The following is a 23,265-nucleotide window of genomic DNA, read 5'->3' as shown; positions in this document are numbered from 1 at the left end:
CCATGAGTAACGAAACCTCCATCAGGCGTCTGTACGGACGCCTGCTTTCGTATGTCTGGCCACACAAACTGGCCTTTTCCGTGGCCATTGTTGGCTACATTATTTTCGCCTCGGCAGCACCGGCAATGGCGCATCTGATGGGGGTGGTCGAGCAGACCCTGTCAGATCCGCAGCCGGATAAAATTCTGCTGCTGGTGCTGATGCTGATGGGGATCTTTTTTTACCGCGGTATCGGTACCTTCTTGGGAAAATTCTTTATTGCGGTGGTGGGCCGCAACGTTGTGCACAGTCTGCGTACTGAGCTGTTCAATAAAATGACCCGGTTACCGAGTCATTACTACGATGGTGAATCCAGTGGCCGTTTGATCTCGCGGGTTATTTTTGATGTCGACCAGGTGACCGGCGCCTCAACCCGCGCATTAACCACCACGGTGCAGGAAGGCGTTACCGTTATTCTGCTGATGGCTTATCTGATCTGGCTGGATTACAGCCTGACGCTGATTTTCCTTGGTCTGGTCCCGGTGATTGTTCTGGTGGTTGCTTTCGCCAGTCGCTTCTTCCGTCGTTACAGCCAGCGTATTCAGAAAGCGATGGGGGATGTGACTCAGGTAACCAACGAGAGTATTAATGGTTACCGTGAAGTGCGTACTTTTGGCGGAACTGAATATGAGCAGCAGCGTTTCCGTAAAGCCAGTGACTATAACCGCAAACAATCTTTGAAATTCGGTCTGACCGAAGCCATTAACGTGCCGCTGACTCAACAGATTGTCGCTGTCGGCCTGGGTCTGATGGTGTATCTGATGTTTCAGCGGGTGGCCGACGGCAGTATGAGCAGCGCTGAGTTTCTGCAGTTTATGACCGCCGCCTCGTTGATCGCCAAGCCGCTGCGCGCGCTGACCGATATCAATGCCGTGATTCAGAAAGGTATGACCGCTGCAGAATCTATTTTCTCGGTGCTGGATGCCGACGCCGAAGTGGATCAGGGCACCAAAACCCTGACCCGCGCTAAGGGGACGGTCTGCTTCGATGATGTTCGCTTCCGCTATCAGGGCGCCGAAAACGATGCGCTGAAAGGCATCAGTCTGAAAGTGACACCGGGCACTTCGGTCGCTTTTGTTGGTAGGTCCGGCAGTGGTAAGACCACGCTGGTGAATCTGATTCCGCGTTTTTACGAAGTAGGTTCCGGCCGTATTCTGCTTGATGGTGAAGATATCCGTGATCTGACCCTCGACAGTCTGCGTGAGCAGATTGCCATCGTCAGTCAGCAGGTGACACTGTTCAACGCCAGCATCCGCGACAACATTGCCTACGGCTCGCTGGCGGATAAAACCGATGAAGAAATCATCGCCGCCGCCAAAGCCGCCCATGCCGATGAATTTATTTCCCGTCTGCCGGAAGGCTACAACACCCAGGTCGGTGAAGACGGCGTGCTGTTATCCGGCGGCCAGCGTCAGCGCATTGCCATTGCCCGGGCGATTCTGAAAAACGCTCCGGTGCTGATTCTGGATGAGGCGACGTCTGCGCTGGATACCGAGTCTGAACGCCATATTCAGGCGGCCATGGAAGAGGTGATGAAAGGCCGTACCACCTTTGTGATCGCCCACCGCCTGAGCACCATTGAGAGCGCTGACCGTATTGTGGTGATCGATCAGGGCGAAGTGCGTGAAGACGGCTCCCATGCCGAGCTGATTGCGCAGCAGGGCATGTACGCTCAGCTGCACCAGATTCAGTTCAGCGAATAACAGTACTATGAGCAATGCTCTCGCCGGGCTGGCGGCACGGATTGAACGTAACTGGTATGGCTCGGTGCTGGGCAATCTGTGGCTGTTGCCGCTCTGGCCTCTGGTTTGGGCGGTCGTGCACCTGCGCCGCCGGCGCTTTCTGCGTCATCCGCCAGAAGCCAATCCTGTGCCTGTGGTGGTGGTCGGTAATATTACCGTTGGAGGAACCGGCAAAACGCCGCTCATTACCTTGCTGGCCGAGCGTGCCCGGGCGCTGGGTCTCAGACCCGCGGTCGTCAGCCGTGGCTACGGCGCTAAAGCCCCGCAATATCCTCTGGATCTGACGGCTGATACGCCGGTAGAACACAGTGGTGACGAACCCCGCTTGCTGTTTAACCGCCTGAATGCCGCTGCCTCCTTTTGTCCGGTAGTGGTCGATCCTGAGCGCCGCCGTGCGGTGGCTGAGCTTGTCGGCCGGGCGGATATCGTTTTCAGCGATGACGGCCTGCAGCATTACGCTATGGCCAGAGCCGCCGAAATCGTGGTGGTCGATCATGCCCGTGGTTTTGGTAACCGCTGGCTGTTGCCGCTGGGGCCATTGCGCGAGCCGCTGGCACGGCTTAAAACGGTGGATCTGGTGTTGCGCAACGGCGCGGATTTTCAGGTGCAGCCAACGGCACTGGTAAATGCTGTCAGTGGTGAGCAGATTGCTCTGCAAAGCTTCAGTGGGCGCGAGGTGGTGGCGGTATCCGGTATTGGCAATCCGCAGCGTTTTTACGACTCACTGCGCAGTCTTGGAATGCAACCACAGGAGCACAGTTTTGCCGATCATCATCAGTTTCAGCCCGATGATCTGGCCTTTCATCAGCAAATGCCTGATCTGCCGCTCGTGATGACGGAAAAAGATTGGGTAAAATGCCGTAACTTTGCCCGGCCCGACTGGTGGTATCTGCAGGTCAGTGCGGTGGCACAGCCTGAGATAGAAGCGCGGCTGGATTCTTTATTAATGACCTGGAGTGGAAAAACTCATGGATAAGCAATTACTGAGCATGCTGGTATGTCCGCTGTGCAAGGGCAAACTCAAGTATGAAAAAGATGCACAGGAGCTGCTGTGTACCTTCGACGGTCTGGCATTCCCGCTGCGAGATGGTGTGCCGGTGATGCTGGAAGGTGAAGCACGCCGTATGAGCGAAGAAGAAAAGCTCGAAAAAGCGCAGAAAGCCGCCAAAGAACAGGCTGAGTAAGCACTGTGCTGCGTGTGCTTTTTGTGTGTCTGGGCAATATCTGCCGTTCACCGACCGCCGACGGCGTTTTCCGCAGCATGGTTGCCTCTGCCGGGCTGAGTGATCAGGTTGAGGTGGACTCCGCCGGAACCGCTGCCTGGCATATCGGCAAAACGCCCGATCCGCGCACTATTAAAGCCGCGGCTGAGCGCGGTTACGATTTATCGCAGTTGCGTGCGCGTCAGGCGCTGGCCGCCGATTTTGATCAGTTTGATTATGTGCTGGCGATGGATCTGGAAAACCTCAGCAATCTGCGCGCGTTAAAACCCGCCGCTGCGCGTACTGAACCCCAGCTGTTTTTACGCAGCTTTGCCCGCCGCTTTAACAGCGACGAAGTACCGGACCCATACTATGGCGGTGCCGATGGCTTTGAGCAGGTGCTGGATCTGGTTGAAGACGCCTGTGAAGGTTTGCTGGCCGATATTCGTCAGCGTTTAAACCAGCGCGCAAAGGAAACACCGTGAATCATCCCGTACCCGAGGTGCAGCAAAACTACGACCTGTCGGCGCTGAATACGCTGCGCTTACCGGCGCAGGCCGAAGCCTTTGCGCATTTTTCTTCCGTCTCGGAATTGCTCAGTTTGCTGGCGCTGGCGCAGCGGAACAACTGGCCGGTGCGGGTTTTGGGTGGTGGCAGTAATGTGTTGCTGGCCGACGACGTGCCCGGTCTGGTGCTGCAATCGGCCATGACCTCGGTGCGCTTGCTGCGTGAAGATGCAACCCATCGCTGGCTGGCGGTGGATGCCGGCATGAGCTGGCATCAGTGGGTACAGGACAGTACAGAGTTTGGCCATGGGCTGGAGAATCTGGCGCTGATTCCGGGTTCTGTCGGTGCTTCGCCGATTCAGAATATCGGCGCTTACGGGGTTGAAGTCGCCGACTCTATCGACTCGGTATCCGGCATTCAGCTCAGCACTCGCCAGTGGCGCACGCTGAGTGCCGCCGAATGCCGCTTTGCTTATCGAGATTCCATTTTCAAGCATGAGCTGGCCGGTGACTTTATTGTCACCCGCGTGGTCTTCCGCCTGGGTAAAACCTTTGCGCCGGATCTGAGTTATGGCCCTTTGGCCAGCTGGGCGACGGCGCAGGGCGATGCGATCAGTCCACAGGCTTTGATTGAACAGGTGTGTGCGATTCGCCAGAGTAAATTGCCGGACCCGGTGCAAATTCCCAATGCCGGTTCTTTCTTTAAAAATCCGCTGGTGTCGGTATATCAGGCAACACAGCTGAGTGCTCAGTACCCGTCATTACCAACCTATCCGCAGGCCGATGGCCGTATCAAGCTGGCGGCGGGCTGGCTGATTGAGCAGGCCGGCTGGAAAGGGCGCTGGCTTGGCCCGGTACGGATGCACGATCAGCAGGCGCTGGTGCTGACCACCAATGGCGCGGCAACCTATGCCGATATTGAGCAGCTGCGAGATGCGGTAGTTGCCAGTGTAAGCGAGCAATTTGGTGTGCAGCTGGAGCCTGAGCCGCAGCCGTTCTGAACAGGATTGCAGAAACACGTCAGTAATAAAAAAGCCGGCATAAAGCCGGCTTTTTTATTACTGTAGTCAGGAGCTGCTTCGTCACTTCATTCAGAACGTAAACTGACTGAGCTGCAGTCCGCTTTCTTCGCTCCAGTGGATCATCCAGCCGCAATCGTCTGACCAGTCGCCCAGTACCAGACGGCGGCGTTCGCTGCCGTTGTGCATCCAGCGATGATCATCCGGGCGGTGGGTGTGGCCATGAATCAGGGTGGTAACGCCAGCCTGATCCATTTCGCGGTCTACCTCTTCCTGGGTGACGTCCATGATGTCGGAGCTTTTCATCTGCTGACCGCTCTTACTCTCGCTGCGAACCTGGCGGGCGAAGGCAATGCGCTCTTCCAGTGGTTTACTGAGAAAGTCCTGCTGCCAGGCCGGGTTGCGGAACATCTGACGGATCTTCATATATTCCACATCAAGGGTGCAGAGGCTGTCGCCGTGCATCAGCAGTACCGCGTCGTCACCTAAGGTGATCACGGCCGGATCATCGAGCAGGGTGGCGCCGGTCTGTTCGCAGAAGGTCTGGCCCAGCAGGAAGTCGCGGTTGCCGTGCATCAGAAACAGGCGGGTACCTTTGTTGCTGAGTGCGCGCAGGGCGTCTTTGATGCTGCTGACGAAGGGATGATCAAAGTCATCGCCCATCCACACTTCAAAGAAGTCGCCGAGAATATACAGCGCATCGGCATCCTGCAGGTTCTGCAGATAGTGCACAAAGCCCTGAGCCATGGCCGGACGGCCAGGCTCAAGATGCAGATCGGAGATGAAATAAACCGCCATTACGCGATGATTTCAGCTTTTTCGATGATGACGTCTTCGACCGGAACGTCCTGGTGGCCCATACGGGTGGTGGTTTTAACGGCTTTGATGCGGTTAACCACGTTCATGCCTTCAACTACTTCACCAAATACGGCATAACCCCAGCCCTGAGTGGACTTGCTGGTGTGGTTCAGGAAGTCGTTGTCCGATACGTTGATAAAGAACTGCGCGCTGGCGGAGTGTGGGTCCATGGTGCGGGCCATGGCCAGAGTGCCAACGGTGTTTTTCAGACCGTTGTCTGCTTCGTTTTCAATCGGCATGTCGGTTTCTTTGTTAACCATACCCGGGGCAAAGCCGCCGCCCTGGATCATAAAACCGTCGATCACACGGTGGAAAATCACGCCGTCGTAGTAGCCTTCTTTTACGTACTTCTCGAAGTTGGCCGCAGTTTTTGGCGCTTTCTCGTGGTTCAGTTCGATTTTGATGTCGCCGAAGTTGGTTTTAAGCAGGATCATGTGAAGCCTCTGTCATTGAATCGTGTATCCCTTCATGGGATTGAGTGCGTATAATACCGCCTTTTTCGCGGCCTGACAGCGCCGTGGCACGATTGCCGGAATTTCCGCCCGGAACAGCCTCCGCGCGGCAAGCTGCCGGTACTACTCAGAAACGGATGGTTATGACAGACACAACTCCAAACAGCCACAATTTCATTGCCAAAATCGTTCAGGATGACCTCGCCAGCGGTAAGGTTCAGAGCGTTGTGACACGCTTTCCGCCTGAGCCTAACGGTTATCTGCATGTGGGCCATGCCAAATCAATCTGCCTGAACTTCGGCGTGGCCGAACAGTTTAACGGCCAGTGTAACCTGCGTTTCGACGACACCAACCCGGAAAAAGAAAGCCAGGAATTTATTGATGCGATCAAAGACGACATCACCTGGCTGGGCTTTAACTGGGCCGGAGAGGTGCGTTATGCCTCGGATTACTTTGACCAGCTGCATCAGTGGGCACTGCGCCTGATTCGTGAAGGCAAGGCTTATGTCTGTGACCTCAGTCCGGAGCAGGCGCGTGAATACCGTGGCACCCTGACCGAAGCGGGTAAAAACAGCCCGTTCCGTGAGCGCACGGTAGAAGAAAACCTGGCGCTGTTTGAGAAAATGCGTGCCGGTGATTTCAACGAAGGTGCCTGTGTACTGCGCGCTAAAATTGATATGGCATCGCCAAACATGAACCTGCGCGATCCGATCATCTATCGTATCCGTAAAGTGCATCACCATCAGACCGGTGACAAATGGTGTATCTACCCTACCTATGACTTTACCCATGGTCAGTCGGATGCCATCGAAGGCATTACCCATTCGGTCTGTACGCTGGAATTTGAAGACCACAAACCACTGTACGACTGGTTTATTGCCAACCTGCCGGTGCCGGCACAGCCGCGTCAGTACGAATTTGGCCGCCTGAATCTGGATTACACCGTAACCTCCAAGCGTAAGCTCAAGGCTCTGGTGGATGATCAGGTTGTGGCGGGCTGGAATGATCCGCGCATGCCGACCATCGCCGGTATGCGTCGTCGTGGTTTTACTCCGCGCTCGGTGCGTAATTTCTGCGAAATGATTGGTGTGACCCGCAGTGACGGTATGGTCGATGTGGCGATGCTGGAGCACGCGCTGCGTGACGATCTGAACAAGCATGCACCGCGTGCGATGTGTGTGATCCGGCCGTTAAAAGTCGAGATCGAAAATCTGGCCGCCGATCATCTGGAAATGCTCAGCGCCGAATATCATCACGAGCTGGATCTGGGTTCGCGCGAAATGCCGTTTACCCGTGAGATCTATATCGATCAGGATGATTTTAAAGAAGAGTACAGCAAGAAATTCAAAAAGAAATTCACGCCGGGTAAACGTATCCGCCTGCGTCATTCTTATGTAATCGAAGCAACCAGCTACGAAAAAGACGAAGCCGGCAATGTTGTGCTGGTGCGGGCGAAATTAATCGAAGGCACGCTGGGTGAAAATCCGGCCGACGGTGATAACCCGAAAGGGGTGGTGCACTGGGTTTCGGCCAGCCATTCGGTGCAGGCAGAATTGCGCCTGTATGAGCGTCTGTTTAATCACCCGACGCCGGATAAAGTCGACGGCGATTTTATGCAGTTTGTAAATCGCGATTCGCTCACCGTCACCACCGGTTGGGTTGAACCTGCACTGGCCAATGTCGGTGCAGAAAGTAATTTCCAGTTTGAGCGTGAAGGCTATTTTGTTGCCGACCGCTACGATCACAGCGCTGACAAGCCGGTCTTTAACCTGACCATTGGCTTGCGTGAAGATAAATCACTGCAGGCAGATTAAGGCTGATTATGACTTTGCAGATTTTTAATACGCTGACGCGTCAGAAAGAAGAATTTAAACCGTTACAGCCAGGCAAGGTTGGTATGTATGTCTGTGGTATGACGGTTTATGACTTCTGTCACCTGGGGCATGCGCGGGTGATGGTGGCGTTTGACGTTATTGCCCGTTACTTGCGTCATCGTGGTTATGAGGTGAATTACATCCGTAATATCACCGATATCGACGATAAAATTATCAAACGCGCCAACGAAAACGGCGAAGCTTTTGATGCATTAACCGAGCGCTTTATTGCTGAGATGCACAAGGATGCCGACCTGCTGGAAATTGAGCGCCCGAATGCAGAGCCAAAAGCCACGGCGCATATCGACGATATTATCCGTCTGGTCGAAACCCTGATTGCCAAAGGTTATGCCTACGCGCCGGGGAATGGCGATGTGTATTATTCGGTGCGTAAATTCGAAGGTTACGGCAAATTATCCGGCAAAATTCTGGATGATTTAGAAGCCGGCGCGCGTGTCGATGTTGACGAGCATAAACAAGATCCTCTGGATTTTGTGTTGTGGAAAGCCGCCAAAGCCGACGAACCACACTGGCATTCGCCGTGGGGTATTGGTCGCCCGGGCTGGCACATTGAATGTTCGGCGATGTCATCCTGCTGTCTGGGTGAAACCTTTGATATTCATGGTGGCGGTCCGGATCTTAAATTTCCGCACCATGAAAATGAAATTGCCCAGTCGGAGGCAGCAACAGGTAAAAAGTACGTGAATACCTGGATGCATGCCGGAGCTGTTCGTGTTGATGGCGAAAAGATGTCCAAATCGCTGGGCAACTTTTTCACCATTCGCGAAATTCTGGAAAAATATCCGGCGGAAGTGGTGCGCTTTTTACTGCTCTCCAGTCAGTATCGCAGCGCGATCAATTATTCCGAAGACAGCCTGAAAGAAGCGCACACCAAGCTGGAGCGTTTTTATAATGCGCTGCGTGGTGTTGTGGTTGGCGAGGTTGCGGATATTGATAATGAATATTCGCAACGCTTCCATGCTGCAATGGATGATGACTTCAATACGCCGGAAGCCATTGCCGCCTTGTTTGATCTTGTGCGGGCAGTGAATAAAGCCGAAGGTGCAGAGCAGGCAGCGCTGGCTGGTCAGTTGCGTTATCTGGCCGGTGTTCTGGGTTGTCTGCAGTCTGAGCCGGAAGCCTTTTTGCAGTCCGGTGCTGATGTGGATGAGGCCTGGATTCAGGAGATGATAAGTAAACGTGCTGAGGCGAAAAAAGCCAAAGATTTCGCTACGGCGGATCAGGTGCGTGATGAGTTGCTGGCGCAGGGAATTGTGCTGCGTGATGGTCCGGAAGGTACCAGCTGGTCAAAGCAATAATCCGCCGTTAGTGGCCGATATGAAAAAGCCCGGACAGAGCGATCTGTCCGGGCTTTTTTGTTTTCTTAATATTCAGTGATTACTGCTTGTGCAGGGTCTCGCAGGCAAACAGGGTATTTTCCAGCAATTTGGCGCGGGTCATTGGGCCTACACCACCCGGAACCGGGGTGATAAAGGCGGCGCGTTCGGCGGCGGCGGCAAAATCCACATCGCCAATCAGTTTGCCGTCAGCCTGGCGGTTAATACCAACATCAATCACGGTGGCGCCGGGTTTGATCCATTCACCTTTGACAATACCCGGCTTACCGACAGCAACGACCACAATATCGGCCTGCTGAACGTGATGCGCCAGATCTTTGGTGAAGCGGTGGCAGGTGGTTACTGTGCAGCCTTTCAGCAGCAGTTCCAGTCCCATCGGGCGGCCAACAATGTTGGATGCGCCAACAATGACCGCATGCTTGCCACGAACTTCCTCGCCGGTGCCGTCCAGCAGGTCAACGATGCCAGCTGGAGTGCAGGGGCGCAGCATCGGCATGCGCTGTGCCAGGCGGCCAAGATTGAATGGGTGGAAGCCGTCAACATCTTTGGTCGGGTCGATACGCTCAAGAATTTCATCGGCTTTCAGGCCGGCAGGTAAGGGCAGTTGCACCAGGATGCCATCAACACTGCTGTCATGGTTCAGTTCGTCGATCAGGTCCAGCAGTTGTTGCTGGGTGGTTTCTGCCGGCAGGTCAAAGGCCTTGCTGACAATGCCGACCTGTTCGCAGTCTTTACGCTTATGCGCCACATAGACTTCGGACGCCGGGTCGCTGCCTACTAATATGACCGCCAGACCGGGTGCGCGCAGACCTTTCTCTGTGCGGGCCTGAACCTGCTGTTTAATGGATTCGCGAATCGCTTTGGCAGTGGCGTTGCCATCGATCAGTTGAGCGGTCATAAGCGCAGTAAACCTGTAGCAGTTATCAAAGCGCGCGATTTTCTCATGTGCGCTGAGAAAAACAAAGATACCGCTGGCGCCAGCCTGCGGATAAATGCAGAAACGCTCAAAAAATCACCGAACCGATTGTTTTTATTAATTTTTTTCAAAAAGTCGTTGACGGGGTAGGGGCTCATCTATAATATGCGCAGCCACTTGCAGGGCACTTCGCAAAGCAAGTAAGTTCGGGGTATAGCGCAGTCTGGTAGCGCGCCTGCTTTGGGAGCAGGATGTCGGGAGTTCGAATCTCTCTACCCCGACCACTAATGTCTGAATGAATTGACATGCGCCCGTAGCTCAATTGGATAGAGCATCGGCCTTCTAAGCCGAGGGTTGCAGGTTCAATCCCTGCCGGGTGCGCCATTTGGCAATCTCAGCAGAACTTTTGTGGTGGCCGTAGCTCAGTTGGTAGAGTCCAGGATTGTGATTCCTGTTGTCGCGGGTTCGAGCCCCGTCGGCCACCCCACTTCCCCTTCTTAATTCCTTTTGTTTATATCTCCTAAGTGTTTGATTGCTCAAGCATTCTAAATGGTTTTATTCGGGCAGTGCCTTGCGCTATAATCCGCGCCTTTCTGATTTTATCGGCGCCGGGCGAGGCCTGTGCGTTATTTTTTGAACAGTATATTGAGAGGCATCTATGCAAGTGTCCATTGAGACCACTTCCGGTCTTCAGCGTGTAATGACCATTGGCGTTCCTGCAGCAGAAGTAGAAGGTAAAGTAACTGCTGAACTGAAGCGTATCTCCAAAGGCCAGCGCGTAAATGGTTTCCGTAAAGGCAAGCCGCTGCCTCCGGCTGTTGCCAAGCGTATGTTTGGTAAGCAGGCGCGTTACGAAGCTATCTACCAGCAAATGCAACAGTCTTTCTTTAAAGCCGTGCAGGACGAGAATGTAAAACTGGCCGGTATGCCAACTTTCGAGCCTACCGTTGATGAAGACGGTAAGGATCTGGAATTTAAAGCGACGTTTGAAGTCTACCCGGAAATCACTCTGGCCGATTTCGGCAGCATCGAAGTTGAACAGAAAACCGCTACCGTAACCGACGCGGATCTGGACACCATGCTGGATACTCTGCGTAAGCAGAATGCCAAGTGGGAAGAGTCTGCTGAAGCTGCCGCTGATGGCGACCAGGTAGTGATCGATTTCGAAGGTTTCATCGACGGTGAAGCATTTGAAGGCGGTGCAGCCAAAGGTTACAGCCTGACTCTGGGTTCCAACTCTATGATTCCTGGCTTCGAAGCGGGCCTGGTGGGTGCGAAAGCCGGTGAAGAGAAGACTCTGGACGTTGCTTTCCCTGAGGACTACCACAAAGAAGAACTGAAAGGTAAGCCTGCTCAGTTCAAAGTAACGGTTACTGCGGTTAAAAAGCCTCAGCTGCCTGAACTGAACGAAGAATTCTTCAAAGGTTTTGGTGTCGAAACCGCTGATGAGGCTGAATTCAAAACCGAAATCCGTAAGAACATGGATCGCGAACTGGCCCGTGCTCTGCGCAGCCTGACCAAGCAGCAGGTGATTGCTGGTCTGGTTGCTGCTAACACCGTTGAAGCTCCGTCTTCTCTGGTTGAGCAGGAAATCGATCGTCTGCGCAAACAGGCTGTTCAGCAGTTTGGCGGTGGTCAGAAACTGGATCCTAACATGCTGCCGGCTGAGCTGTTCAAAGATCAGGCTGAGAAGCGCGTTGTTATCGGTCTGCTGATGAATGCCGTTATCGAAGCGAACGAATTGACGCCTTCGGCCGAAAAAGTGGCTGAGCTGATTGAAGAAGTTGCCGCGACATATCAGGATCCTGAAGAAGTCCGCAACTACTACAACAGCAACCCACAGCAGAAATCTCAGGTAGAAGCGCTGGCTCTGGAAGAGCAGGCGGTTGAGAAAGTTCTGGCAGGGGCTAAGATCAGCCAGTCAGAAGCCACTTACGAAGAAGTGATCCGCGCGGCTAATCAGCCTGCCTGATCACTCGACAGAGTGACTGACACAACGCCAATCAATGGCTAAACTCAGAGACAGCCGCACACATTGCGGCTGTTTTTGTAAAAAAGCTAATTATGTCAGGGAGTACAGGGTCGAATGTTTGACTCCATGAAACAACAGTCAGAAATCATCCAGGCAAGCGGTCTGGTACCAATGGTGGTAGAGCAGTCAGCCCGCGGTGAGCGTGCTTACGACATCTACTCACGCTTGCTGAAAGAGCGCGTAATCTTCCTGGTTGGCCCGGTCGAAGACCATATGGCTAATCTGGTGGTGGCGCAGTTGCTGTTCCTTGAGTCTGAGAATCCGGACAAGGATATTCACCTGTACATCAACTCGCCGGGTGGTTCGGTGTCTGCAGGTCTGTCTATTTATGACACCATGCAGTTTATCAAGCCGGATGTCAGTACGATGGTGATTGGTCAGGCCTGCAGTATGGGGGCATTTCTGCTCGCAGCTGGCGCCAAGGGCAAGCGTCTCAGTGTGCCTAACTCCCGCGTTATGATTCACCAGCCGAGTGGTGGTGCGCAGGGGCAGGCAACGGATATTCAGATCCATGCGCGTAACATTCAGGACACCAAAGAACGCCTGAACCGTATTCTGGCTCATCATACCGGGCAGAGTATTGAACAAGTGACCGCGGATACTGAGCGTGACAACTTTATGGATCCGGAAGCTGCGCTGGCTTACGGTCTGATCGACAAGGTTGTTACAAACCGCTGATTGACTTAAGGCTGGATTACTCTGTTTCCGGCCTTGAAATACCCGATAAAAAGATCCATCTTCTGGATCAGTGCAACGAATAATGAGGCAGTCGAATGACCGACGATACAAAGGGCAAAGGCGACGATAGCGGTAAGCTGCTCTACTGCTCGTTTTGCGGTAAGAGCCAGCATGAAGTACGCAAGCTGATTGCCGGGCCTTCGGTGTTCATCTGTGACGAGTGTGTCGACCTGTGTAATGACATCATTCGTGAAGAAGTGCAGGAAGCCGAGAACAAAGGCTCAGGCGATAAACTGCCGACGCCAAAAGAAATCAAGGCGACACTGGATGAATACGTTATTGGCCAGGAGAAGGCCAAGATCGTTCTCGCGGTAGCGGTTTATAACCACTATAAGCGCCTGCAGAGTGGTGAAGGTAAGGCAGAGGTTGAGCTGTCCAAGAGTAATATTCTGCTGATTGGGCCAACCGGTAGTGGTAAGACTCTGCTGGCTGAGACACTGGCACGACTGCTGAATGTTCCTTTTACCATTGCTGATGCAACCACGCTGACTGAAGCTGGTTATGTGGGTGAGGATGTTGAAAACATCATTCAGAAGCTGTTGCAGAAGTGTGATTACGACGTTGAGAAAGCTCAGCGTGGTATTGTTTACATCGACGAAATTGACAAAATTTCACGCAAATCTGATAACCCATCGATTACCCGTGATGTGTCGGGTGAGGGTGTACAGCAAGCACTGCTGAAACTGATTGAAGGTACAGTCGCTTCTGTTCCGCCGCAGGGTGGCCGTAAGCATCCGCAGCAGGAATTTCTGCAGGTAGATACCTCCAACATTCTGTTTATCTGTGGTGGTGCTTTTGCCGGCTTGGATAACATCATCCGTGATCGCTCAGAGAAGAGCAGTATTGGCTTTTCGGCTACCGTGAAAGGTAAAGAAGAGCAGAAGGCGGTTGGTGAGGTTCTGCGTGAAGTGGAGCCGGGTGATCTGGTGAAATACGGTCTGATTCCGGAATTCATTGGCCGCTTGCCGGTTGTAGCAACGCTGGATGAGCTCGATAAAGATGCGCTGGTGCGTATTCTGACTGAGCCACGCAACTCTCTGGTGCGTCAGTATCAGAAATTGTTTGAAATGGAATCGGTTGAGCTGGAATTCCGTGACAGCGCGCTGGATGCAATTGCAACCTGTGCGATGGAGCGTAAAACCGGTGCCCGTGGTCTGCGATCTATTATGGAGGGTGCATTGCTTCACACTATGTACCGTATTCCGTCGGAAGAGCATGTGGCGAAGGTAGTGATCGAAGAAAGTGTGATCAATGGTGAGTCTGAGCCGCTGATCATTTATGAAACCGCTGATGTTGGTAAGGTGTCTCCGGACAACGACTGATACGGATCATAATCCCGTCAACAAAAGGAGCCTTTGGCTCCTTTTGTTTTTTCAGGCCTTGTATTTCTTGCGCTTCGCCCTCACTTCCTGACATATTGGCGTCAAAGACGCAGTTTTTAGGTGCATTGTTCATGACTCAAGAAGTATTACCACTATTACCCCTTCGTGACGTGGTCGTTTTTCCTGCCATGGTGATTCCGCTGTTTGTGGGACGGGAAAAATCAATCAACGCACTGGAAGAAGCGATGAGTCTCGACAAGCGGATTATGCTGGTCGCACAAAAAGATGCATCGGATGATGAGCCGGGCTGTGAAGATATGCATACCGTCGGCACCATCGCCAATATTCTGCAGTTATTGAAACTGCCGGATGGTACCGTAAAAGTACTGGTTGAAGGTGATGTGCGGGCGCAGCTTTCTGAATTGATTGACGAAGAAGAATTATTCCGTGGCACGGTTGAAGCCATATCTGCGGATGAATTAACAGAACGTGAAAACGAAGTTTTGGTTCGCTCCCTGACCGGGCATTTTGAACAGTATGTCCAATTGTCTAAAAAAGTTCCGAGCGAAGTATTGTCAACGATTTCCGGAATCGAAGACGCTTCGCGTCTGGCCGATACCATTGCAGCACATATTTCACTAAAACTGGATGAAAAGCAGAATGTTCTGGAAATGCTCGATCCGCGTGAGCGTGTCGAACATTTAATGGAATTAATGGAATCCGAAATTGATCTGCTGAAAGTTGAAAAACGTATCCGTGGTCGCGTTAAAAAGCAGATGGAAAAAAGCCAGCGCGAGTATTATCTGAATGAGCAGATGAAGGCTATTCAGAAAGAGCTCGGTGATCTGGAAGACGGCAGCAATGAGTTTGATGAACTGACGCATAAAATCGAACAGTCCGGCATGACCAAGGAAGCCCGTGAAAAGGCTGATGCCGAGCTGAAGAAATTACGCATGATGTCACCGATGTCAGCCGAAGCTTCGGTTGTACGCGGCTATCTGGACTGGTTGGTTAACCTGCCGTGGAAAAAACGCAGCCGTGTAAATCATGACCTGACCAATGCCAAAGAAATTCTGGATGCTGATCACTTTGGTCTGGAAGAAGTGAAAGAGCGTATTCTGGAATACCTCGCAGTTCAGACCCGTGTGAAAAAAGTAAAAGGCGCTGTGTTGTGTCTGGTTGGGCCTCCGGGGGTTGGTAAAACCTCTCTGGGTAAATCCATCGCCCGTGCAACAAACCGCAAGTTTGTGCGTATGGCTTTGGGTGGTGTGCGTGACGAGGCAGAAATCCGCGGGCACCGTCGCACCTATATCGGTTCGATGCCAGGTAAGCTTGTACAGAAAATGTCTAAGGTTGCGGTGAAAAACCCGTTATTCCTGCTCGATGAAATCGACAAAATGGGCATGGATCATCGTGGCGACCCTGCATCTGCATTGCTGGAGGTGCTTGATCCTGAACAAAACTCGACCTTTGCGGACCACTATCTGGAAGTCGATTACGATCTGTCAGACGTGATGTTTGTATGTACGTCCAACAGTATGGATATTCCTGGTCCGTTGCTGGATCGTATGGAAGTGATCCGTATTCCGGGTTATACCGAAGCGGAAAAGGTCAGCATTGCACGGCGTTACCTGTTGCCGAAGCAGATTAAACTGAATGGTTTGCATGAGCGTGAAATTGAAGTGAGTGATGATCGCTTGCGCGACATTATACGCCATTACACCCGTGAGGCTGGCGTGCGTGGTCTTGAGCGTGAGATTGCCAAGCTTTGCCGCCGCGTTGTCAAAGCTAACATGCTGGAGAAAAACCAGCAGACCCGCGACATCAGCGCCGAGCTTCTGGACGAGTATCTGGGCGTACAGAAATTCCGTTATGGTCTGGCCGGGTTGGATAATCAGATCGGGCAAGTGACAGGTCTGGCCTGGACCTCGGTCGGTGGTGAGTTGCTGACACTGGAATCGGCTGCAACCCCCGGTAAGGGGCGTATTGTGAAAACAGGCTCTCTGGGTGACGTTATGCAGGAATCCATCCAGGCGGCGCTTACTGTCGTGCGTAGCCGTGCTGTTGGTATGGGGGTGTCGCCCGAGTACTTTGAAAAGCACGATCTGCATGTGCACGTGCCAGAAGGCGCCACACCGAAAGATGGTCCGAGTGCCGGTATTGGTATGGCAACGGCCCTGGCTTCTGTGATGACGGGCATTCCTGTGCGTGCAGATGTAGCGATGACGGGTGAGATTACCCTGCGCGGTAAGGTATTAGCCATTGGTGGCCTGAAAGAGAAACTTCTGGCAGCTCATCGTGGCGGTATTAAGACCGTAATTATTCCAAAAGAGAACGAAAAGGATCTTCGCGACATTCCGGGGAACATTCTGGAAGATATGAATGTTGTGGCGGTTGACTGGATTGACGAAGTGCTGGATCTGGCACTGGAAAGCAAACCGGAGCCTCATGTTGGTGAAATTATCACCAAAGATGAGGCTGCCGGTAAAAAAGACGACAATACCAGGCCCAGCACACACTAAGGCCGCTTGACGGTCTGGGGAGCGCTTGGTATAAATCGTCGCTCTAATATTTTCCTGTAGCGATCGCCCAGTCGCATAACAAGAATTCACTATTGCGCACAGAGTAAGGGGATAAGTGTGAACAAATCTGAATTAATCGATGCAATCGCAGCTTCTGCGGACATTCCAAAAGCAGCAGCTGGCCGTGCTTTAGACGCCATGATCGAAAGCATTGGCGGTGCACTGAAAGAAGGCGATCAGGTCGCTCTCGTTGGTTTTGGTACTTTTATGGTTAAAGAGCGTGCTGCTCGCACTGGCCGTAACCCACAGACCGGCGCTCCGATCGAAATCAAGGCAGCTAAAGTTCCTGGCTTCAAACCAGGCAAAGCACTGAAAGACGCTGTCAACTAAGTTAGTTGGATTAAGGACCGGTAGTTCAGTCGGTTAGAATACCGGCCTGTCACGCCGGGGGTCGCGGGTTCGAGTCCCGTCCGGTCCGCCAAAATTAAAAGCGCATCCCTGATGCGCTTTTTTTGTATTGGTGGCTCGAATAATCATTGGAGGAAGCATGCTACAGACAATGCGCGATAATGCTCAGGGTATGATCGCTAAAGTAATTGTATTTTTTATTATCTTTGTCTTTGCGCTGTGGGGCGTTGAAAGCATTGTCAGCCTGGGCGGTGGAACACCGGCCACAGCGACAGTTGGCGATCAGGAAATCACGGAAGCAGATATCGTACGGACCGTTGAACAACAGAAAGCTAACCTGCGTCGCCAGTTTGGTGAGCAGTATGATGAAAATCTGTTTAACGAAAAATTTCTGCGTCAATCCGCGCTTGAGCAGCTGATTGAGCAAAAAGTTGCTTTGGTTCAGGCCGATAAACTGGGGTTGCGTGCAGCTTCCAGTGCTATTGATGAAACCATCGTAAGCATTCCTGCTTTCCAGCAGGATGGTCGTTTTGATAAAGAACAGTTCCAGAACGTACTGCGCATGAATGGTCTGTCGCCACTCACGTTCCGTGCCAGCCTGGCAGACGATATTAAAACCAATCAGGCGCGTGCGGCTTTTGTTTTAAGCAGTGTGGAAACCCCGTTTGCTGTTCAGGTGAGTGAAGCACTGAATAACGAATTGCGCACCTTCAGTTTCTACGAAGTCAACGCCAAAGATCTGGAAGCCAGTATCGAATTATCGGATGAAGATATTCAGTTGGCGTACGAAGCAAATAAAGACCGTTACAAAACTGAAGAGCAGGTGCGCATTCAGTATGTACAGCTTAAGCGTGCTGACATTGCAGCTAAGCAGGATGTGACAGAGGATGAGTTGCAGGCCGCTTACATCGATTATCAGTCCCGTGAACTGGCGAAAGAGCAACGCAGTTCCAGCCATATCCTGATCGAAGTAAATGATGATCGCAGCGATGCTGAAGCTCTGGCTCTGGCTGACGACATTAAATCACGTCTGGATAAAGGCGAAGATTTTGCTGCACTGGCAAAAGAATACTCTGATGATATCGGTACAAAAAATGCCGGTGGTAATCTGGGCCTGAGCACCAAAGGAAGCTTTGTTCCGGAATTTGAAGATACTCTGTATGCGTTGCAGAAAGACCAGATTTCTTCACCGGTTAAAAGTGAATTTGGCTACCACATCATTCGCCTCGACAGCATCGTAACGCCAAGTGTTAAATCACTGGCTGATGTTAAAGCTGAACTGAGCCGTGAGGTTCGTGAAGGTAAAGCGGAAGCGGTTTATGCCGAGCAGATGCAGGAGCTGTCGAATATTTCATTTTCTGCTGAATCCATTGACGATGTTGCCAAAGCATTGAATCTGGAATTACAGAGCACGGAATTTTTCAGCCGTGAAAATGGTAACGGCATTGCTCTGAACGAAGGTGTACGCCAGGTTGCTTTTGAAGAAAATGTGATGCTGGATAAGCAAATCAGCGAAGTCGTTGAGCTGCAGGATGGTGCTGTTGTTCTGGCGGTGAGTGAGCATAAAGACGCATCGGTAAAACCTCTGGCTGAAGTTAAGCCTCAGGTTGTGATGAGCCTGAAGCGTGAACGTGCGCTTGCTCAGGCTCGTGTGTTGGCTGATGCGATCGTCAGTGGTGATGAGCAGGCAAAAGCCTGGAAGAAAGTTTCAGCGACCTTCCAGCAGTCCAGTGAGGCTCCTCGTCTGGCGCAGCAGAAAGCGTTTGCACTCACCGTTGGTCAATCGGATGTTGTTAAAACTCCGGGCGGCTTTACCGTAGTAACGCTGGATGCGGTTGATGCAAAAAACTGGCAGGACATGGCCGTTAGTGACGAAGCGAAAGAAGCAGGGCGTGCCCAGAACAGCCGCGCTGATATGCTGAGCTATCAGGCATGGGCTAAGTCAGCCACTAAGATTGAGCGTTCCGGCTCATAATATTGGCAGATAGTGTCAGGCAATAAAAAAGGGGCTCAGGCCCCTTTTTTATTAACTAATTTTTGTTTATTACCTTATTTTTGCGGCTCAGGATTCTTCCATCTCATCCACGCTCATGGCGCAGGTGTTAAAGCCGCCATCAACATAGATATTCTGCGCGGCAATACCAGATGCCAGATCAGAGCACAGGAAGGCTGCGGTATTACCCACTTCGTCGATGGTGATGTTCCGGCCTAAAGGTGCACGGTCTGCGTTCTTTTTCAGCATGCGGCGGAAGCTTTTAATACCAGCCGCTGCCAGGGTTTTAATCGGACCTGCTGAAATGGAGTTAACACGGATACCTTCTTTACCCAGAGAACCTGCAAGGTAGCGCACCGATGCTTCCAGAGACGCTTTTGCCAGCCCCATAACGTTATAGTTTGGCAGGGTTTGCTGGGAGCCATGGTAGGTCAGGGTCAGCATTGCGCCGTTACGTCCCTGCATTAACGGACGTGCGCCTTTTGCCAGGGCGACAAAACTGTATGAGCTGATATCGTGAGCAATACGGAAACCTTCGCGGGTAGTCACGCTCAGATAATCGCCATCCAGTTCGTGAGCCGGTGCAAAGCCTACGGAGTGAATCAGAATGTCGAGATGACCCCATTTCTTTTCCAGTTCGGTGAAAACGGCAGCGATTTCTTCATCAGAGGCTACGTCGCATGGCAGGCAGATATCAGAATCCCAGCCGGCGGCCATTTTCTCTACCCGTTCTTTTAATTTTTCGCCCTGATAGGTAAAAGCGAGTTCTGCACCTTCGCGATGGAACGCATCAGCAATGCCATAAGCAATAGAATGCTTGCTGGCCACGCCAACAATCAGAGCTTTTTTACCGGTTAACATACCCATGTTGAGATCCTTTTATTCCGGACTGAAACAGTCGGTTTTGGTTGTCAGAGCTGATTATTGTTCAGTCTGTATTGAATATTAATATGTGGCTTACTGTCATCGTTTTTACCACGCTCAGGTTTCGCCAGTATGTCAGCACGTTGCTTGCGGTCTATCCAGAAAAGTCCGCCGGTAACGGCATCAAAAGGATTGAACAAATCAGTGCTGATTCGTGTTCCCTGATTTTCGGGCAGCTTTAACCATTGCCAGCTTGCTGAGCGGCAGTAGGGGTAGCCGTAGCCCGTATGAAATATTGATTCATCCTGCAGGTACTTAAAAAGCTGTTCTGCTGTAGCCGTATTGCCTGTCCCGGATATAAAACGCTGTACCGCATCCATGCTGATAAAAATCTGCCCGTTTCCGGACTGGAATAGCGACAGGAAATTCTCGCCATTCAGCGGGGATGAAAAGCGGAGCCAGGTAAGATCGTAATTGGCCTGCTGCAGGGCACTGCGTAATTTCGCAGGTGAAACTTTTTCCAAAAGGATACTCATCCCCTTTATCTTTGCCTGTTGCTGCAGCAGGCGCAAAAACATCAGATCCTGCTGGTCGCTATAGATTAGGGTCAGCTCGTCTGGCAATACCGATATTTCTGCATTCGGCTGTTGATCAGATGTCTCAGAACGGCGGATAAAATCAGCGCTGAGTGATTCAGCTTCGTTCAGTTCTGAGATGGCTGTTTGCGGACTCAGTGCCGAGAGAACGGCAGCTCGCTGGGACTTGCTGCTCAGTCTCGGGTGATTGGCATTTAATAGCAGGCCAGTGAAGGGGAGCGGAGCCTGATGGTAGAACTGAATCCGGTTAATGCGCTTGCTGTTGCTGAGCTGGCTAATCTGCTCAGATTGCCAGTTTTCGGTAGTGTTAAGCGGAATGACATCCAGTTCACCGCGTTCCAGCAGATCGACAACAGAATAGTCCTTGTCCGGCATACGCAGGTTAACCCGGCGGACATTGAAGCGATGCTTAAAATACCGCTTGTCACGTCCCCACCAGTCACTGGTTTCGCGCAAGACAATCTGCGCGTTAGGGTTCAATTGCGCGAGATAATAAGGTCCAGTTGTTGGCTCTGGGTACCAGTCAAAACTTTTTGGCCAGCCGCGTGGATTACGGTAAACATGGGCGGCAAAAGGGCGCAGTGAAGCCAGTTCGCGAATGCTGTTCATAGTGGCCGGCTTTTGCAGAACCAGGGCAAATCTCTGCTGGTCAAACACTTCCAGCCCGCTGATCAGTTGTTGCAGACGTTCTGCCTGCCAGGCAGCCGCTGTCGCCGGGTCAGTTAGGAATTCGAGAGTAAAACGTATGTCCTCGGTGGTAACTGCGACACCATCAGACCAGCGCGCATCGGCGTCCAGTTCAAAATACAGTCGCATGGCCTGCTCATTGACCAGCCAGCGGCTGGCCAGCATAGGAATCCAGCGGGAGTCCTGTGGGTGGCGGGCGATAAGCGGCAGTTGCAGGTTTTCCAGCGTAGCGCTGAAGCTGTGTGGTGTTTGCGGGCCGATGCGGCGGATATTTGGAGGGAAGTGCAGTAAGGGCTGACGTGAGATGCCGCCACGTTGTGCGCTTGCATCTCCCCAGGGAGCGCTGTCGTCATTGCTTTGCCAGGCAACGCCGGCCAGCTCACTGCTGGGGTTGTCAGTTACAGCAATGCTGGCACGGGCAATCTGGCTGAGTAGTATAAGGCTGATCAGGAGAGCCAGCGGCAGGACTGATCGGTTGTTGAGTGGTATGAGCGTCATATGGCCCATCCTATGGGCAGTGCCTGCACTTTGGCAATCCGTAGTTATTCCACATATTGTGTCCACAGCGTTAATAATGACGCCCGCTCAGCGCATAACGTCCACATAGAGCGTTAATGTCTGGCCCGGTTGCAGATATTTCTCTTTTACCTGTGATGAATTCCAGCGCTTCACATCAGAGACCCGGACGTTGAATTTTTGTGAGATACGGGCCAGAGAATCACCGGGGCGGACGCGGTAATTCACTTTGCGGATAACTTCGCGCTTGCCCGGCATGTTTTTCTTGCTCCAGATGACCAGCGTTTGTCCGGCGCGCAGTGGATCGCCGGGTGCCATGCCATTCCAGCGTGCCAGCTCGCTGACTTTAACATCGTGTGAACGGGCTATTTCCCAGAAGCTGTCGCCTGAGCGGACGCGGTATTCAACCCGTTCGCTGTTACCCGGGCGGCGCAGTGTTTTCAGGCGGTCAAGGCGCTGGGATACGCTGTGCGAATAAGCGTCCTGGCTTTTGAAGGCGCCGGGAATCAACAGCTGTTCACCCGCGCGGATAATATTGCCGCGAATGCCATTAGCCTGCTTCAACGCTTCCGGGGTGGTATGAAACTGCTTGGCAATGGTTATCAGGCTGTCACCGTTACGGACTGCATAGCGTTGCCACTTCAGGCGGGCGCTTGGTGGCAGTGCGGCCAGTTGCTCGGTGAAGACTTCGTACTGAGCCACAGGGATCAGTACCTCGTGCGGCCCCGTCGGGCGTGTGGCCCAGCGATTAAATCCGGGGTTGAGTTTGTAGATTTCATCGAGTGGTGTCTGGGCCAGTTCTGCCACCTGTGACAGATCAATCTGACCACCGGTTTCTGCCACGGCAAAGTAGGGTTCATCCGGCACGGGCACCAGTGTGACCTGATATTCTTCTGCCGATTTAATCAGTTTTGCCAGAGCGATGAGTTTGGGTACGTAATCACGGGTTTCTTTGGGCAGATCGAGCGACCAGAAATCGGTTGCACGACCACGGGCACGGTTTTTACGCATTGCCTTCCGCACGGTACCGGCTCCGGAGTTATACGCCGCCAGTGCCAGCAGCCAGTCACCGTTAAACTCACGCTGCAGGGCATCAAGATACATCAGTGCGGCCTCAGTAGCGGCACGGATGTCGCGCCGGCCATCATGCCACCAGTCCTGCTGCAGGCCGAAATCGCGGCCGGTCGACGGAATAAACTGCCACACACCGGATGCACGACCGTGGGAGTAGGCAAAAGGATCAAAGGCGCTTTCCACAATCGGCAGCAGGGCCAGTTCACCGGGAACATTGCGCGCTTCAATCTGCTCAGCAATAAAATGCAGATAGCGCACCCCACGTTCCGCTACGCGATCCATATACGCCTGGTGTGACTTATACCAGTTCAGCTGCGCTTCAATCCGCGGGTTGTCGATATTGGTGTCCAGCTGATAAGAGGCAATGATACGTTGCCAGATATCTTCATAGGTTGTATGGGATATATCCTGCGGTTGCCAGTCTTCAAGGACGGTCAGAACCATATCGGAACGTTTTTGTTCCGGCTCGCTGTCTGTTCTGGTGGTCAACTGGCTGCAACCAGCCATAAAAAGGACAGACAGTAATAGAGTGAATTGCTGCATGTGA

At 52.5% G+C, this 23,265-nt stretch carries 19 protein-coding genes and 4 tRNA genes; 17 read left to right on the top strand and 6 right to left on the bottom strand.

Annotated features, from left to right (window positions below):
* The first annotated feature begins 2 nt into the window (after positions 1–2).
* From msbA to murB, 5 genes are read left to right on the top strand one after another with little or no spacing between them, the layout of a single operon-like run.
* Positions 3–1,742, top strand: coding sequence for a lipid A export permease/ATP-binding protein MsbA (gene msbA / locus LGT44_RS05370; protein ID WP_230332300.1), 1,740 nt, complete (start codon positions 3–5; stop codon positions 1,740–1,742).
* A gap of 7 nt (positions 1,743–1,749) precedes the next feature.
* The gene (gene lpxK / locus LGT44_RS05365; RefSeq protein WP_230332299.1) at positions 1,750–2,757 is read left to right on the top strand and encodes a tetraacyldisaccharide 4'-kinase; all 1,008 of its coding nucleotides are present in this window, start codon (positions 1,750–1,752) and stop codon (positions 2,755–2,757) included.
* Positions 2,750–2,965 carry a Trm112 family protein gene (locus LGT44_RS05360; RefSeq protein ID WP_145468501.1) on the top strand — a complete coding sequence of 72 codons (216 nt, stop codon included), beginning with the start codon at positions 2,750–2,752 and terminating at the stop codon, positions 2,963–2,965. The genes lpxK and LGT44_RS05360 overlap by 8 nt, the downstream gene beginning before the upstream one ends.
* A gap of 5 nt (positions 2,966–2,970) precedes the next feature.
* A complete protein-coding gene (locus tag LGT44_RS05355; RefSeq protein WP_230332298.1) occupies positions 2,971–3,468 on the top strand; it encodes a low molecular weight protein-tyrosine-phosphatase in 498 nt (165 codons plus the stop codon).
* Positions 3,465–4,490 (top strand): UDP-N-acetylmuramate dehydrogenase, encoded by a 1,026-nt coding sequence (murB, locus tag LGT44_RS05350; protein ID WP_230332297.1) that lies wholly within the window; start codon positions 3,465–3,467, stop codon positions 4,488–4,490. The genes LGT44_RS05355 and murB overlap by 4 nt, the downstream gene beginning before the upstream one ends.
* 90 nt (positions 4,491–4,580) lie before the next feature.
* On the opposite strand, the gene LGT44_RS05345 is transcribed toward murB, so the two are convergent.
* A complete protein-coding gene (locus LGT44_RS05345; protein WP_230332296.1) occupies positions 4,581–5,306 on the bottom strand; it encodes a UDP-2,3-diacylglucosamine diphosphatase in 726 nt (241 codons plus the stop codon).
* Complete coding sequence (locus LGT44_RS05340) at positions 5,306–5,800, bottom strand: peptidylprolyl isomerase (protein ID WP_230332295.1); 495 nt, start codon at positions 5,798–5,800, stop codon at positions 5,306–5,308. The genes LGT44_RS05345 and LGT44_RS05340 overlap by 1 nt, the downstream gene beginning before the upstream one ends.
* A 161-nt stretch (positions 5,801–5,961) precedes the next feature.
* On the opposite strand from LGT44_RS05340, the gene LGT44_RS05335 reads away from it, so the two are divergent.
* Positions 5,962–7,632 carry a glutamine--tRNA ligase/YqeY domain fusion protein gene (locus LGT44_RS05335; RefSeq protein ID WP_230332294.1) on the top strand — a complete coding sequence of 557 codons (1,671 nt, stop codon included), beginning with the start codon at positions 5,962–5,964 and terminating at the stop codon, positions 7,630–7,632.
* An 8-nt stretch (positions 7,633–7,640) separates the two neighbouring features.
* Positions 7,641–9,011, top strand: coding sequence for a cysteine--tRNA ligase (cysS, locus tag LGT44_RS05330; RefSeq protein WP_230332293.1), 1,371 nt, complete (start codon positions 7,641–7,643; stop codon positions 9,009–9,011).
* Positions 9,012–9,090: 79 nt separating this feature from the next.
* Here cysS and folD read toward each other — a convergent pair whose 3' ends face one another.
* Positions 9,091–9,948 carry a bifunctional methylenetetrahydrofolate dehydrogenase/methenyltetrahydrofolate cyclohydrolase FolD gene (gene folD, locus LGT44_RS05325; RefSeq protein WP_230332292.1) on the bottom strand — a complete coding sequence of 286 codons (858 nt, stop codon included), beginning with the start codon at positions 9,946–9,948 and terminating at the stop codon, positions 9,091–9,093.
* A 225-nt stretch (positions 9,949–10,173) separates the two neighbouring features.
* On the opposite strand from folD, the gene LGT44_RS05320 reads away from it, so the two are divergent.
* From LGT44_RS05320 to LGT44_RS05275, 10 genes are all read left to right on the top strand, one after another.
* Positions 10,174–10,250: transfer RNA gene (locus LGT44_RS05320), tRNA-Pro, on the top strand.
* A gap of 23 nt (positions 10,251–10,273) precedes the next feature.
* A tRNA-Arg gene (locus LGT44_RS05315) sits at positions 10,274–10,350 on the top strand.
* 27 nt (positions 10,351–10,377) lie between these two features.
* A tRNA-His gene (locus LGT44_RS05310) sits at positions 10,378–10,453 on the top strand.
* A 171-nt stretch (positions 10,454–10,624) separates the two neighbouring features.
* On the top strand, positions 10,625–11,938 hold the full coding sequence (tig, locus tag LGT44_RS05305) for a trigger factor (RefSeq protein ID WP_230332291.1): 1,314 nt from the start codon (positions 10,625–10,627) through the stop codon (positions 11,936–11,938).
* 114 nt (positions 11,939–12,052) lie between these two features.
* Positions 12,053–12,676 carry an ATP-dependent Clp endopeptidase proteolytic subunit ClpP gene (gene clpP, locus LGT44_RS05300; RefSeq protein WP_145468515.1) on the top strand — a complete coding sequence of 208 codons (624 nt, stop codon included), beginning with the start codon at positions 12,053–12,055 and terminating at the stop codon, positions 12,674–12,676.
* Positions 12,677–12,771: 95 nt separating this feature from the next.
* A complete protein-coding gene (gene clpX, locus LGT44_RS05295) occupies positions 12,772–14,058 on the top strand; it encodes an ATP-dependent Clp protease ATP-binding subunit ClpX (RefSeq protein ID WP_145468517.1) in 1,287 nt (428 codons plus the stop codon).
* A 131-nt stretch (positions 14,059–14,189) separates the two neighbouring features.
* Entirely contained in the window at positions 14,190–16,580 is a 2,391-nt protein-coding gene (lon, locus tag LGT44_RS05290; RefSeq protein WP_145468519.1) for an endopeptidase La, read from the top strand.
* 117 nt (positions 16,581–16,697) lie between these two features.
* Complete coding sequence (locus LGT44_RS05285; RefSeq protein WP_145468521.1) at positions 16,698–16,970, top strand: HU family DNA-binding protein; 273 nt, start codon at positions 16,698–16,700, stop codon at positions 16,968–16,970.
* 14 nt (positions 16,971–16,984) lie between these two features.
* Positions 16,985–17,061 (top strand) — tRNA-Asp (locus LGT44_RS05280).
* A gap of 66 nt (positions 17,062–17,127) precedes the next feature.
* Positions 17,128–18,963 carry a SurA N-terminal domain-containing protein gene (locus LGT44_RS05275; RefSeq protein ID WP_230332290.1) on the top strand — a complete coding sequence of 612 codons (1,836 nt, stop codon included), beginning with the start codon at positions 17,128–17,130 and terminating at the stop codon, positions 18,961–18,963.
* Between the two features lie 87 nt (positions 18,964–19,050).
* Here the strand turns inward: LGT44_RS05275 and LGT44_RS05270 are convergent, their stop codons facing one another.
* The 3 genes from LGT44_RS05270 to LGT44_RS05260 all read right to left on the bottom strand — a co-directional run bounded on the left by LGT44_RS05270 (position 19,051) and on the right by LGT44_RS05260 (position 23,207).
* Positions 19,051–19,848, bottom strand: coding sequence for an enoyl-ACP reductase FabI (locus tag LGT44_RS05270; protein ID WP_225692646.1), 798 nt, complete (start codon positions 19,846–19,848; stop codon positions 19,051–19,053).
* A gap of 44 nt (positions 19,849–19,892) precedes the next feature.
* Positions 19,893–21,626 carry an ABC transporter substrate-binding protein gene (locus tag LGT44_RS05265; protein WP_230332289.1) on the bottom strand — a complete coding sequence of 578 codons (1,734 nt, stop codon included), beginning with the start codon at positions 21,624–21,626 and terminating at the stop codon, positions 19,893–19,895.
* A gap of 87 nt (positions 21,627–21,713) precedes the next feature.
* Positions 21,714–23,207 (bottom strand): lytic transglycosylase, encoded by a 1,494-nt coding sequence (locus tag LGT44_RS05260; RefSeq protein WP_225692648.1) that lies wholly within the window; start codon positions 23,205–23,207, stop codon positions 21,714–21,716.
* Positions 23,208–23,265: the final 58 nt, after the last annotated feature.

It is taken from the genome of Thalassolituus alkanivorans (assembly GCF_020447205.1).
In the GTDB taxonomy this organism is placed as follows: Bacteria; Pseudomonadota; Gammaproteobacteria; order Pseudomonadales; family Oceanobacteraceae; genus Venatoribacter; species Venatoribacter alkanivorans.
Note: the sequence above shows the minus strand (reverse complement) of the source record. Positions and strands in the feature narration are given on the sequence as shown.

Coding starts and splice junctions, on each gene's coding strand:
- LGT44_RS05275 (WP_230332290.1), top strand. CDS start 17,128: ATGCTACAGACAATGCGCGATAATGCTCAGGGTATGATCGCTAAAGTA.
- clpP (WP_145468515.1), top strand. CDS start 12,053: ATGTTTGACTCCATGAAACAACAGTCAGAAATCATCCAGGCAAGCGGT.
- clpX (WP_145468517.1), top strand. CDS start 12,772: ATGACCGACGATACAAAGGGCAAAGGCGACGATAGCGGTAAGCTGCTC.
- LGT44_RS05345 (WP_230332296.1), bottom strand. CDS start 5,306: ATGGCGGTTTATTTCATCTCCGATCTGCATCTTGAGCCTGGCCGTCCG.
- cysS (WP_230332293.1), top strand. CDS start 7,641: ATGACTTTGCAGATTTTTAATACGCTGACGCGTCAGAAAGAAGAATTT.
- lpxK (WP_230332299.1), top strand. CDS start 1,750: ATGAGCAATGCTCTCGCCGGGCTGGCGGCACGGATTGAACGTAACTGG.
- msbA (WP_230332300.1), top strand. CDS start 3: ATGAGTAACGAAACCTCCATCAGGCGTCTGTACGGACGCCTGCTTTCG.
- lon (WP_145468519.1), top strand. CDS start 14,190: ATGACTCAAGAAGTATTACCACTATTACCCCTTCGTGACGTGGTCGTT.
- tig (WP_230332291.1), top strand. CDS start 10,625: ATGCAAGTGTCCATTGAGACCACTTCCGGTCTTCAGCGTGTAATGACC.
- LGT44_RS05360 (WP_145468501.1), top strand. CDS start 2,750: ATGGATAAGCAATTACTGAGCATGCTGGTATGTCCGCTGTGCAAGGGC.
- LGT44_RS05265 (WP_230332289.1), bottom strand. CDS start 21,626: ATGACGCTCATACCACTCAACAACCGATCAGTCCTGCCGCTGGCTCTC.
- LGT44_RS05340 (WP_230332295.1), bottom strand. CDS start 5,800: ATGATCCTGCTTAAAACCAACTTCGGCGACATCAAAATCGAACTGAAC.
- LGT44_RS05335 (WP_230332294.1), top strand. CDS start 5,962: ATGACAGACACAACTCCAAACAGCCACAATTTCATTGCCAAAATCGTT.
- folD (WP_230332292.1), bottom strand. CDS start 9,948: ATGACCGCTCAACTGATCGATGGCAACGCCACTGCCAAAGCGATTCGC.
- LGT44_RS05270 (WP_225692646.1), bottom strand. CDS start 19,848: ATGGGTATGTTAACCGGTAAAAAAGCTCTGATTGTTGGCGTGGCCAGC.